The organism is Kosakonia quasisacchari (genome assembly GCF_004331415.1).
Classification (GTDB): Bacteria; Pseudomonadota; Gammaproteobacteria; order Enterobacterales; family Enterobacteriaceae; genus Kosakonia; species Kosakonia quasisacchari.
In genome coordinates this window covers 429,907-442,882 of sequence record NZ_SJOP01000001.1, presented here as the reverse complement: position 1 = coordinate 442,882, position 12,976 = coordinate 429,907, and the positions used below count along the sequence as shown (strand labels likewise).

The 12,976-nt window shown below is 55.2% G+C and carries 7 protein-coding genes and 1 pseudogene; 6 read left to right on the top strand and 2 right to left on the bottom strand.

All coding sequences use genetic code 11. The annotated features are described in order from the left end of the window. A pseudogene (locus E0L21_RS02175) lies at nt 1-995 on the bottom strand (RHS repeat protein); the annotation flags it as partial. A gap of 282 nt (nt 996-1,277) precedes the next feature. Here E0L21_RS02175 and E0L21_RS02170 point away from each other — a divergent pair. From E0L21_RS02170 to E0L21_RS02155, 4 genes are all read left to right on the top strand, one after another. Then, a complete protein-coding gene (locus E0L21_RS02170) occupies nt 1,278-2,177 on the top strand; it encodes a glycyl-radical enzyme activating protein (RefSeq protein ID WP_131406394.1) in 900 nt (299 codons plus the stop codon). Nucleotides 2,178-2,181: 4 nt separating this feature from the next. Further along, nucleotides 2,182-4,614, top strand: coding sequence for a formate C-acetyltransferase/glycerol dehydratase family glycyl radical enzyme (locus tag E0L21_RS02165; RefSeq protein ID WP_131406393.1), 2,433 nt, complete (start codon nt 2,182-2,184; stop codon nt 4,612-4,614). A gap of 309 nt (nt 4,615-4,923) precedes the next feature. Then, a complete protein-coding gene (locus tag E0L21_RS02160; protein WP_131406392.1) occupies nt 4,924-5,739 on the top strand; it encodes a Cof-type HAD-IIB family hydrolase in 816 nt (271 codons plus the stop codon). 153 nt (nt 5,740-5,892) lie between these two features. Then, nucleotides 5,893-7,152: a DUF1479 domain-containing protein gene (locus E0L21_RS02155; RefSeq protein WP_131406391.1), complete on the top strand. Its 1,260-nt coding sequence runs from the start codon at nt 5,893-5,895 to the stop codon at nt 7,150-7,152. Here E0L21_RS02155 and E0L21_RS02150 read toward each other — a convergent pair. Further along, nucleotides 7,149-8,222, bottom strand: a complete 1,074-nt coding sequence (locus tag E0L21_RS02150; RefSeq protein WP_131406390.1) for a LacI family DNA-binding transcriptional regulator — start codon at nt 8,220-8,222, stop codon at nt 7,149-7,151. The genes E0L21_RS02155 and E0L21_RS02150 overlap by 4 nt on opposite strands. Before the next feature lie 298 nt (nt 8,223-8,520). Here E0L21_RS02150 and E0L21_RS02145 point away from each other — a divergent pair, with 298 nt between their 5' ends. Both E0L21_RS02145 and E0L21_RS02140 read left to right on the top strand, forming a co-directional pair. Then, entirely contained in the window at nt 8,521-9,822 is a 1,302-nt protein-coding gene (locus E0L21_RS02145) for an MFS transporter (RefSeq protein WP_131406389.1), read from the top strand. 15 nt (nt 9,823-9,837) lie between these two features. Next, nucleotides 9,838-12,204, top strand: a complete 2,367-nt coding sequence (locus E0L21_RS02140) for a glycoside hydrolase family 31 protein (RefSeq protein WP_131406388.1) — start codon at nt 9,838-9,840, stop codon at nt 12,202-12,204. Nucleotides 12,205-12,976 lie beyond the last annotated feature (772 nt).

The window sequence follows — 12,976 nt, the reverse complement described above, 5'->3', positions numbered from 1 at the left end:
ACCAGCACGTTGCCCACCGGGTCGTACTCGTAGCGCAAATCCTGCAGCACTTTCGTGGCTGTCGTACGCTCAGTTTTAATGCCAACAAGACGCTGGGTTTCCGCTTCGTAGCTGTAGGTTGTCACCACACCGTTGCCGTGCTCCTCGCGCAGTTTCTGCCCGGCGGCGGAATAGGTCAGGGATTTCACGATGACCTGCTCTGAACCGCCGCTGACCGTCAGCCAGCTCCCCTTCAGCAAACCCGCCACATCAAACGCCACGCGCTGGATATTGCCTTTCGCATCAAGCGTGGTCAGCACATTTCCGGCGGAGTCCACTGTACTCAGCGTGGTGTAGGTTTCGCCCGCCAGCAGGTCGTTCCACGCCGAGGCATCCGCGCCCTGCCAGTCCGCTTCTGCATCATCCGGCAGCAGCTGGCGGGTGACGGAAAGCGGCACGCCGTTCAGGGAAACGCTGCCCGTCAAAAGCAGACCTGCCGGGTCGTAATGGCTGACCAGCTGACCGGCGAGATTGTGGCTCTGTTCATCCGCCGACGCGCTGCCCCAGATAAACCGCTCAGTGACGTGCGCGCTGTCTCCGGCAATCTGTTCCGTCGTGCTCAGTGGTCGCCCCGGCAGGCTGGCCTCTTCATACTGAAAAGTTCGGGTGACGGCGGCGCTGCGCTCATTGCCTGCACCGATATTGCTGATCTGCAAAAAAGCCCGCTCTGCTGCGTCGTTCAGGGCAACGGATGTACCAGCATCCGCACTTTGCGTGCGCAGCGCCGTACCGTTCAGATCATGGAGGTAACTGAAGTTCGCCAGCCCGGCGGCATCAAGACGCGGGTCGGCACTTTGTGACGGTAAACCGCGCACGTCGAACTGGTGATGGGTGATGCGCTCGTCAGTGGCGTCCGCCGTGTCGGGATGGCGGTGATATGCGATTTCACGCACCGCCAGGCCCCGGTTATCCAGTATCGAAACTGTCGGGGTCTTACTGTAAAGGGATGTGCTCATAAGTTTCTCCAATAAAGAATTGTTCCATCGGTATCCGCTGTGTGCTGAGGAACCGATGCTCACATTATAGTGTTGGCGTAGAAACTCCGACATTTAGGCAAACTGTAAAACGCTTTCGCAACGTATCATCAGTGTGGCAATACCTTAGCTTTCCTCAAAATGTGATGGTTCACGTACTTTCTCTCTCCACTTCTGCGAATGATCGCGAAGTTGATTTCAATCAAAAAAAAACTTTCATTCGAAAGTAATTTAATCTCCATATGAAATTTATGGAGATAAATTATGATCTTCAATATCCAGCGCTATTCCACTCATGATGGCCCCGGCATTCGCACCGTCGTGTTCCTGAAAGGCTGCTCGCTAAGCTGTCGCTGGTGCCAGAACCCGGAGAGCCGCAGCCGCACACGGGATCTGCTGTTTGACAACCGCCTGTGTCTTGCGGGGTGTGATTTATGCCAGCACGCCGCGCCAAAGGTCATTGAACGTGCGTTGAACGGTTTGGTTATCCACCGCGAAAAACTTGATGATACGCAGCTTGATGCGCTCACCGATTGTTGCCCGACGCAGGCACTGAGCGTCTGCGGTGAAACGCCAGATGTGCGCGATATCATGGCTACCGTTTTGCGTGATAAACCCTTTTATGACCGCAGCGGCGGTGGCATCACCCTTTCCGGTGGCGAACCGTTTATGAACCCGCAACTGGCGCAGCAACTGCTTCAGGCCAGCCATCAGCACGGCATTCACACGGCAGTGGAAACCTGCCTACATCTGCCGTGGCGCTATATCGAACCTTCCCTGCCCTTTATTGATCTGTTTCTCGCGGACTTAAAACATGTCGATAACGCCGCCTTTCGCCAGTGGACCGGCGGCTCGGCAAAACGCGTGCTGGATAACCTGAAGCGGTTGGTGCAGGCGGGGAAAAAACTCACCATCCGCGTGCCGCTGATCCCCGGTTTTAATGCCGATCAAGACACCATACGCGCCATTACTGCCTTCGCTGCCGATGAGCTAAACGTCAGCGATATTCATTTTTTGCCTTACCACACGCTGGGCATGAACAAGTATCACCTGCTCGGCGAACCCTACACCGCCCCAGAGAAGCCGCTCGATGCCCCGCAATTGCTGGCGTTTGCGCAGGAGTGTGCCCACCGCAAAGGGCTAACGGCGACATTACGAGGATAGAACCATGACCACGCTGCAACTCAACACGCTAACTGACCGAATCAACGCGCACAAAACCGCGCTGGTGCATATTGTGAAGCCACCGGTTTGCACCGAGCGCGCCCGGCATTACACGCAGGTTTACCAGCAAAATATGGACAAACCGCTGCCTATACGCCGCGCGCTGGCGCTGGCGCATCACCTGGCCGAGCGGACTATCTGGATCAAACATGACGAGCTGATTATCGGTAACCAGGCCAGCGAAGTGCGCGCCGCACCAATCTTCCCTGAATACACCGTTTCGTGGATCGAAAAAGAGATCGATGCGCTCGCCGACCGCCCCGGCGCAGGCTTTGCGGTTAGCGAAGAGAACAAACGCGTACTGCATGAGATCTGCCCGTGGTGGCGCGGCCAGACGGTGCAGGACCGCTGTTACGGCATGTTTACTGACGAACAAAAAGCGCTGCTGGAAACCGGCATGATTAAAGCCGAAGGCAACATGACTTCTGGCGACGCACACCTGGCGGTGAACTTCCCGCTGCTGCTGGAGCTCGGTCTCGACGGGCTACGCCATAAAGTGGATCAGCGCCGCGCGCGCATCAACCTGACCGTGCTCGAGGATCTGCATGGCGACCAGTTCTTAAAAGCGATTGATATTGTGCTGGAAGCCGTCAGCCTGCATATCGAACGTTTTGCCGATCTGGCGCGTCAAATGGCCGGGGAAGAGACGCGGCAAAACCGCCGCGATGAGTTGCTGGCGATGGCGGAAAACTGCCTGATTATCGCCCACGAACCGCCGCGCACCTTCTGGCAGGCATTGCAGCTCTGCTACTTTATCCAGCTGATTTTGCAGATTGAATCCAACGGGCATTCGGTCTCCTTCGGGCGCATGGATCAGTATCTGTATCCGTACTATCGCCGCGATGTCGAGTTGCAACAGTCGCTGCCCCGCGAACAGGCCATTGAACTGCTGCACAGTTGCTGGCTGAAGCTGCTGGAAGTGAACAAAATTCGCTCCGGCTCCCATTCGAAAGCCTCGGCGGGCAGCCCGCTGTATCAGAACGTCACCATCGGCGGTCAGCAGTGGCATAACGGTGAAGCGCGCGACGCGGTTAACCCGCTCTCTTACGCGATTCTGGAGTCCTGTGGACGACTGCGTTCCACCCAGCCGAACCTGAGCGTGCGTTACCACGCCGGCATGAGCAACGACTTCCTCGACGCCTGCGTGCAGGTGATTCGCTGCGGCTTCGGCATGCCCGCGTTCAATAACGATGAAATCGTTATTCCCGAATTTATCAAACTCGGTGTTGAACCCGCAGATGCCTACGACTACGCAGCCATTGGCTGCATTGAAACCGCCGTTGGCGGCAAATGGGGCTACCGCTGCACCGGCATGAGTTTTATCAACTTCGCCCGCGTGATGCTGGCAGCGCTGGAAGGTGGCCGCGATGCCACCAGCGGCAAAATCTTTCTGCCGCAGACCCAGGCGCTGTCGGCGGGTAATTTCACCGCGTTCGATGAGGTCATGCACGCCTGGGATCGGCAGATTCGTTATTACACCCGTAAATCGATTGAGATTGAGTATGTGGTCGACACCATGCTGGAAGAGAACGTGCCGGATATTCTCTGCTCCGCGCTGGTTGATGACTGCATTGAACGGGCGAAAAGCATTAAACAGGGCGGCGCGAAATATGATTGGGTTTCCGGCTTGCAGGTCGGGATTGCCAACCTCGGTAACAGCCTCGCGGCGGTGAAAAAGCTGGTCTTTGACCAGGGCGCTATCGGGCAACAACAACTGGCGCAGGCGCTGGCAGAAGATTTCGACGGCCTGACGCAGGAACAGTTGCGCCAGCGGCTGGTCAACGGCGCGCCGAAATACGGCAACGACGATGACAGTGTGGATACGCTGCTGGTACGCGCTTATCAAACCTATATTGACGAGCTGAAGCAGTACCACAACCCGCGTTACGGTCGCGGCCCGATCGGCGGCAATTATTACGCTGGAACTTCATCCATTTCCGCTAACGTGCCATTTGGCGCGGCAACGATGGCGACACCGGATGGCCGCAAAGCGCATACGCCGCTGGCGGAAGGCGCCAGCCCGGCATCCGGCACCGATCATCTGGGACCGACGGCGGTGATAAGTTCCGTGGGTAAATTGCCGGTGGAAGCGATTCTCGGCGGTGTGTTGCTGAACCAGAAGCTGAATCCGTCGACGCTGGAAAACGAGAGCGATAAGCAAAAACTGATGGTGCTGCTGCGCACGTTCTTTGAGGTGCATAAGGGCTGGCATATTCAGTACAACATTGTGTCGCGCGAAACGCTGCTGGAAGCGAAGAAACACCCGGATCAGTATCGCGATTTGGTGGTGCGTGTCGCCGGTTATTCCGCGTTCTTCACCGCGCTGTCGCCAGATGCGCAGGACGACATTATCGCCCGCACCGAACATACCTTATGAAGTGATGGCCGGGTGACCGTTATTCGATATCCACTAACAGCCGCCTTTTGTCAGTCTACTTCCTGATGTTTAACCTATGGATTTCGGATTGCAGGAAGGCGGCAAGACGGTAAGTCCCCGGGAGCTTACATAAGTAAGTGACCGGGGCGCGCCGCCGCAGCCAACGCACCTGCAGTTCGAAAGACGACGGTTAAACATCAATGACGAGAAAAGACCACAGATTTACTTTCGAATGAAATAAAATTTGTGCTTCCCCTCACATTATCTCTAGAATGTTTCTCGTCGCAGTTACATTCAGGAGCGCTATGTATGACCGTCAAAGTTATCGTCACTGATATGGACGGAACCTTCCTTGATGACGCCAAACAGTACGATCGTACGCGATTTATGGCGCAATTCGAGCAACTTCGTCAGCGGAATATTGAGTTCGTTGTCGCCAGTGGCAACCAGTATTACCAGCTGATCTCTTTCTTCCCGGAGCTAAAAGAGACCATTTCGTTCGTCGCGGAAAACGGCGCGCTGGTGTATGAGCACGGCCAACAATTGTTCCACGGTGAACTGACCCGCCATGAAGCGCAAGTGGTGATTGGCGAGCTGTTAAAAGACAGCAGCCTCAACTTTGTCGCCTGCGGCCTGGAAAGCGCTTACGTCAGCGAAAACGCTCCGGCTGAATTCGTCGACCTGATGTCGAAACACTATTACCGCTTAAAGCCGGTGCGCGATTTTCAACAGATTGACGATACCTTGTTCAAGTTCTCGTTGAACTTGCCGGACAGCGACATCCCGCAATTGATTGACGCCCTGCATGTCTCGCTTGATGGCATCATGAAGCCAGTCACCAGCGGCTTTGGTTTTGTCGATTTGATAATCCCGGGTCTGCATAAAGCTAACGGCATAACGCGCCTGCTTAAACGCTGGGGTATATCGCCGCAACAGTGCGTCACCATTGGCGACAGCGGTAACGACGCGGAAATGCTGCGCATGACCGATTTCTCGTTCGCTATGGGCAACGCCAGTGAAGCCATTAAAGACATTGCCCACCATCAAACTGATGACAATAACCACCAGGGCGCGCTGAATGTGATTCAGGCTGTGCTTGATAACGCTGCGCCATTCGATCGTTGATCCTCCGCCGGAGCGCCCGCTCCGGCCGTTCCTGTTGCTACTTTTCCGCTTTGTGCTCCGCATCAAGTTTTTAAACTTGCATTAACTTCTTTTTAACTTATTTTATCACTTGTAAGTTAAACAACTTTCGAATGAAAGAATGAGAGGTTCAACATGGCTTTTACCAGTGAAACGCTGCCTACCGATCACAAAGCATCGATTCGTCAGATGAAGCAGGAGCTGCGCGCGCAGATCGGCGATGTACAGCAGGTATTTAACCGCCTGAGTGAGCAAATTGCTGCCCGCGTGGCCGATATCAATGCCCTTAAAGCACAAGGTAAATCTGTGTGGCCGCAAATTGCCTACAGCGACATTGCACAAGGCAAGGTCAGCGAGGCGCAGCGGGCGCTGATCAAACGGCGCGGTTGTGCGGTCATCAAGGGGCATTTCCCGCGTGAGCAAGCGCTGGGCTGGGATCGCTCAATGCTGGATTATCTCGACAACAACCATTTTGATGAGGTGTACAAAGGGCCTGGTGACAGCTTCTTTGGCACGCTGGAGGCCTCGCGCCCGGAGATCTACCCTATTTACTGGTCGCAGGCGCAGATGCAGGCGCGCCAGAGCAATGAAATGGCCGCCGTGCAATCCTTCCTTAACCGTCTGTGGCGCTTTGAGAGCGAAGGCCAGCAGTGGTTCAACCCGGATGTCAGCGTTATCTACCCCGATCGCATTCGACGCCGACCGCCGGGAACCACCTCGAAAGGCCTCGGCGCGCATACAGATTCCGGTGCACTGGAACGTTGGCTGTTGCCTGCTTACCAGCGAGTATTTGCCAATGTGTTTAACGGCAAAGTTGAGGAGTATGACCCGTGGAATGCGGCGCACCGCACCGAAGTGGAAGAGTACACGGTGGATAACACCACCAAATGTTCGGTGTTCCGCACCTTTCAGGGCTGGACAGCATTGTCAGACATGATCCCCGGCCAGGGGTTGTTGCACGTGGTGCCGATCCCGGAAGCGATGGCGTATATTCTGCTGCGCCCGCTGCTCGATGATGTACCGGAGGATGAACTGTGCGGCGTGGCGCCTGGCCGGGTATTACCGGTTTCAGAGAAGTGGCATCCGCTGTTGATGGAAGCTCTGAGCACTATTCCAGCGCTGGAAGCGGGAGATTCCGTGTGGTGGCACTGCGATGTGATCCACTCCGTTGCGCCGGTGGAAAACCAGCAAGGCTGGGGCAATGTGATGTACATTCCCGCCGCACCACTGTGCGCGAAAAACCTCGCGTATGCGCGCAAAGTGAAGGTCGCGCTGGAGCAAGGTGCTTCGCCGGATGATTTCCCGCGTGAGAACTACGAAAGCGACTGGTCAGGCCGCTTTACGCTGAGCGATCTGAATATTCATGGCAAGCGCGCACTGGGTATGGACGTTTAAGCATCGTATAACCCTTCGCGCTCCACGGCGGTACGTTGCTGTCCCGAACGTATCCGCCGTACCGATTCCCGCACCGCAAGCGTGCCGTTGAGTAACAGCGAACCGGTGGTAGCCTGCGGGCGGATCAAACGCTGTTGCAGCAGTTGTACTGCCTCCACGCCCAGTTCATCACGCGGGACATGCACCGCCGTGAGCGGCACATCCTGAATTGCCGCCAGATTAAACGCATCAATGCTCATCACCGAGACATCCTGTGGCACGCGCAGCCCGCGCTGCTGGAGCGCATGAACCGTGCCTTCAGCCATAAAATCGCCACCAACCAGAAACGCAGTGGGCGGTGATTTATGCGCCGGATCATCAAGCCATTCCGCTACCCGCATTCCTGCTTCTTTGGCACTAAAACTGGGTACGGTGATCAGATCCCGCTTACTTTGAAAACGCAGATTGCGCCGCTGCCAGGCCTCTTTGATCCCTGCCAGGCGCAGATCCATGGTGTAGCGACGCAGACACATCACATTCACCACATCGCGGTGGCCCATATCAAACAGATAATTTGCCGCAAACTCGCCGATGGTCCGGTGATCCGGCGCGATGGAAGGCAAACGCATACGCCCGTCGCGGCAGTTGATCAACACGCAGGGTTTACCCATATCCGCCGCCAGATCATGAATATGGGGATCATCAATGCCCAGCAGGATCGCCGCCTGAGTTTCCGGCGCATTCATACGTGAGAGAAATTCATTGGCGTCGCTGTCCAGCTCTTCCAGCGCGCAGTAGCGCAGCCGCACTTCATGAGGTGCCAACGCTTTGTTAATACTCTGGATCACACGGTAATAGAAGATATCGGAACGCTCATCAAATGCCCGCTGCGGTGCGAAAACAACCAGGTTATTCAGCAGCAGCCGTCCTGCGGCAATCCCCTCCATTACCCCCAGCTCACGCGCGCAGGCCAGCACTGCTGCACGCGCTTTTTCGCTGGTGTTCGCCTTACCTGCCAGCACACGGGAAACCGTACTGGTCGACAGGTTAGTGCGCAGGGCAATTTCGTTGATTTTGAGCTTTTTATCCATTCTGTGATCTTGCTCCGTTTCCGAAATGGGAAAATTTTCATGAATCGAAAAGCCTGATATTCATGGCATCAATATAAGTTTGCCGCATGCCGTCGCTAATTGATGAGAATCCTTGCACAAAATCCACTTTAGCTGCCGATTTTTCTCGCCTAACGTAAATGTGTCATACAACTTCCATACTAGTTGTAGGAACAATAACCAAAAAAACGCAGATAAATCATCATGCAAACCTGTGCGGTATAACAACTCCGCGAGAGTTTGCCCCGACTTCCCTACAAGAAGATGTGCGGAGAAAAAAATGAGCCAGGGAATCAACAATGAAATGGCGGCCAGTAAAAGCCGCCGGATAGTCAAAAATTTACGCTGGTGGGTATTAGTCCTGTTTTTATTCGGCGTGACGGTGAACTACATCACGCGTAACTCGCTGGGGATTCTGGCACCGGAATTAAAAACCAGTCTGGGGATCACCACTGAACAATATTCGTGGATTGTCGGTGCATTTCAGTTGGCTTACACCATTTTCCAGCCGCTGTGTGGCTGGTTGATTGACGTGATTGGTCTGAAAGTCGGCTTTATGGTGTGCGCCATCATCTGGGCGCTGGCCTGTATTTTCCACGCCGGTGCAAGCAGTTGGATACATCTGGCGATTTTGCGTTTCACCATGGGCGCATCCGAAGCAGCGGCAACGCCGGCGAACGCCAAAACGATCGGCGAATGGTTCCCGAAATCAGAACGCCCGGTGGCTGCCGGTTGGGCAGGCGTTGGCTTCTCGATTGGCGCCATGCTGGCTCCGCCGATTATCTACTTCGCTCACGCCTCATTTGGCTGGCAGGGCGCGTTTATGTTTACCGGTGTTCTGGCGCTGCTGTGGGTGATTTTGTGGTGGGCGTTTTACCACAACCCGGAAAAACACCCGAACCTCAGTAAAGACGAGCTGGCATTTATTCAGCAGGATAATGAACCACCAGCGGTCAAACTGCCCTTCTTTACCGCCCTGAAAAACGTGTCGAAAAACAAACGGTTTTACGGTATCGCCATCCCGGCGTTTATGGCAGAACCAGCCTGGGCGGTGCTGAGTTTCTGGGTGCCACTCTATCTGGCAAAAGAACACGGTATGGATCTGAAACAGATCGCTATGTTCGCCTGGCTGCCGTTCCTCGCTGCCGATCTCGGCAGCGTCGCCAGCGGTTACCTGACCAAACTCTATACCCGCTGGTTTGGCTGCACCCGCGTGAACTCGGTGGTTGCCAGCTCCGTAACTGGCGCGTTTTTGATGATTTCACTTGCCGCTGTCGCCATCACCCGCGATCCGTACCTCACCATTGTGCTGATTTCGATTGGCGGTTTTGGCCACCAGATCATCTCCTGCATGTTGAGCGCGCTGGTGGTGGAATCCTTCGATAAAGGCCAGATGGCGACGGTGAACGGCATGCGCGGTTCAGCAGCGTGGATCGCCAGCTTCCTCTTCTCACTGCTGATTGGCGTTACCGCCGATAAAATTGGTTTCAACCCGCTGTTTATTGCCATGGGTTTCTTTGACCTGATTGGCGCTTGTTTCCTGGTGGCATTTATTGCTGAACGACGCGCAAAACGCGCCTGATTGTGGATGTCTGATATGAAAACCCTGAAGAACTGGACGTTACAAAAACAGTCAGCTCACCATGCTGAGCTGCTGGTAGACGGGCAACATACCTTGTGCTTGTATGTGCTGGAAGAGAACCTATTTCGCGCGCTGCTCAAGCGTAAAGGTGAGCTGGCGCTGAACAGGACCTGGAGCATCGCGCCGAAAGATGACGTGCCATGGGAAGGTCGCTCACGCGACGATCTTTCGGGTTTTAGCCTGCCGCAATGGTCACTGACGCAACAGCAAGAGACATTAACCATTGAGAGCGCAAAACTGCGCGTTACTGTGCATCAGCCGCTGTGGCTGGAGTGGCACTACCGCGATGACGCAGGCGTCTGGCAATGGCTGGCAAGCGATCGCCCGACCAGCGCTTATCTGGTTAACGCGCATGGCGACGGCGTGGCGCACTATCTCAGCCGTAAAAAAGAGGAGCGTTTCTACGGCCTCGGCGAGAAAGCGGGTAACCTGCAACGTACCGGCCAGCGCTACGAGATGCGCAACCTTGATGCGATGGGTTATAACGCAGCCAGCACCGACCCGCTGTATAAGCACATTCCGTTTACCCTCACCCGCCGCGATGACATCAGCTACGGTCTGTTTTATGACAACCTCAGCAGTTGTTGGCTGGATCTGGGTAACGAGATCGATAACTACCACACCGCTTATCGCCGCTGGCAAGCGGAAGCGGGCGATATTGATTACTACATTTTTACTGGCGCGCGTGCGCTGGATGTCACCAAAGCGTTTGTGCGCCTCACCGGGAAAACGCTGTTCGGCCCGAAATGGAGCCTCGGTTATAGCGGCTCCACCATGCATTACACCGATGCGCCGGATGCGCAAAACCAGCTGATGAACTTTATTCGTCTGTGCGAAGAACACGCCATTCCGTGCGATTCGTTCCAGCTCTCTTCCGGCTACACCTCGATTAACGGCAAGCGCTATGTCTTTAACTGGAACTACGACAAAGTGCCGCAACCGAAGGTGATGAGCCAGGCGTTTCACGATGCGGGCCTGAAGCTGGCGGCGAATATCAAACCCTGCTTGTTGCAAGATCACCCGCGTTATAGCGACGTGGCGGAGCGCGGTCTGTTTATTCGCGACTCCGAAACTGATGCGCCGGAACGCTCCAGTTTCTGGGATGACGAAGGCTCACACCTCGATTTCACCAACCCGCAGACTGTCGACTGGTGGCAGGAAGGCGTCACTACCCAGTTGCTGGAGATGGGGATCGATTCGACCTGGAACGATAACAACGAATTTGAAGTATGGGACGGTGAAGCGCGCTGCCACGGCTTTGGCCAGGAAATTGCCATTAAACACATTCGCCCGGTGATGCCACTGTTGATGATGCGCGCCTCGATGGAAGCGCAGCAGCGGTTTGCTCCACAAAAGCGCCCATACCTGATTTCACGTTCCGGCTGTGCGGGCATGCAGCGCTATGTGCAAACCTGGAGCGGTGATAACCGCACCAACTGGGATACGTTGCGCTACAACATCCGTATGGGCGTGGGCATGAGTTTGTCCGGCCTGTATAACGTGGGTCACGATGTTGGCGGTTTTTCCGGCGATAAACCGGATGCGGAACTGTTTGTGCGCTGGGTGCAAAACGGCGTGATGCACCCGCGTTTTACCATCCATTCATGGAACGATGATCACACGGTGAATGAGCCGTGGATGTACCCGGCGATCACCCCGTCGATCCGCAGTGCGATTGAGCTGCGCTATCGCCTGCTGCCCTATCTCTACACATTGCTGTGGCAGGCGCATGCCGACGACGAACCAATGCTGCGCCCGACATTCCTCGATCACGAACATGACGAGCAGACGTTCGAAGAGTGTGACGACTTCCTGCTCGGCCGCGATCTTCTGGTGGCAAGCGTTGTCGAGCCTGGTCAACGCGAGCGCCGCGTCTGGCTGCCAGCCAACGATACAGGCTGGTACGACTTTTACACCGGTTGCTGGTATGCACCAGGCCAGTGGGTGACGCTCAATGCGCCGCTGGAAACGCTGCCGTTGCTGGTGCGCGCCGGTGCCGGCCTGCCGCTCAGCGATCGCATCAAGCATGTGGATGCAAAAACGGATACCACACGTGAACTGCACCTGTTCCCGATAAAAGGCACAGGGCGCGCCAGCGGCTTGCTGTTTGAGGATGACGGCGAGTCCTGGGGTTATAAAGAGGGCAACGCGCTGTGGCTGGAGTGGGAAATGCTCTGTACGGGCAGCGTCATTGATTTGCAGGTACACGCGCGCGGCGACTATCGCCCGGCCTGGCAGTCACTGAAAGTGACGCTTCCGGCGGGTGAAAAACGCCAGTTATTAATTAATGGCGTAGCGGCCAGCGAGTGGACCTTTGCTTAATGTGAAAAGCCCGGTAGCCATGTGCTTACCGGGCTTTTTTCCTCTCATTGACCTAAATATTTCGCATCCCAGACAGACGGCAAGTCGGGGTATTCCGGAAAATTACTCAAGACTCAAGTAAGTGACCGGGGTACGAAAGTGCAGCCTACGCACCTGTAACGTGAGAGAGGTCGGTGAATTATTTACCTAAGGATTTCGCGCGACAGGAAGGCGGCAAACCTGAGTATCCCCGGGAGCTTACATAAGTAAGTGACCGGGGGACGAAGGTGCAGCCAACGCACCTGTAACGTGAGAGAGGACGGTAAATTATTCACCTAAGGATTTCGCGCGACAGGAAGGCGGCAAAGCTGAGTATCTCCGGGGAGCTTACTCAAATAAGTGATCAGGGTGCGAAAGTGCAGCCAACGCACCTGTAATGTGAGAGAGGTCGGTGAATTATTTACCTAAGGATTTCGCGCGACAGGAAGGCGGTAAATCTGAGTATCCCGGGAAGCTTACTCAAATAAGTGATCAGGGTGCGAAAGTGCAGCTAACGCACCTGTAACGTGAGAGAGGTCGGTGAATTATTTACCTAAGGATTTCGCGCGACAGGAAGGCGGTAAATCTGAGTATTCCGGGGAGCTTACTCAAATAAGTGATCAGGGTGCGAAAGTGCAGCCAACGCACCTGTAATGTGAGAAAGGACGGTAAATTATTTACCTAAGGATTTCGCGCGACAGGAAGGCGGCAAACCTGAGTATCCCCGGGAGCTTACATAAGTAAGTGACCGGGG

Coding starts and splice junctions, on each gene's coding strand:
- E0L21_RS02165 (WP_131406393.1), top strand. CDS start 2,182: ATGACCACGCTGCAACTCAACACGCTAACTGACCGAATCAACGCGCAC.
- E0L21_RS02150 (WP_131406390.1), bottom strand. CDS start 8,222: ATGGATAAAAAGCTCAAAATCAACGAAATTGCCCTGCGCACTAACCTG.
- E0L21_RS02140 (WP_131406388.1), top strand. CDS start 9,838: ATGAAAACCCTGAAGAACTGGACGTTACAAAAACAGTCAGCTCACCAT.
- E0L21_RS02160 (WP_131406392.1), top strand. CDS start 4,924: ATGACCGTCAAAGTTATCGTCACTGATATGGACGGAACCTTCCTTGAT.
- E0L21_RS02170 (WP_131406394.1), top strand. CDS start 1,278: ATGATCTTCAATATCCAGCGCTATTCCACTCATGATGGCCCCGGCATT.
- E0L21_RS02145 (WP_131406389.1), top strand. CDS start 8,521: ATGAGCCAGGGAATCAACAATGAAATGGCGGCCAGTAAAAGCCGCCGG.
- E0L21_RS02155 (WP_131406391.1), top strand. CDS start 5,893: ATGGCTTTTACCAGTGAAACGCTGCCTACCGATCACAAAGCATCGATT.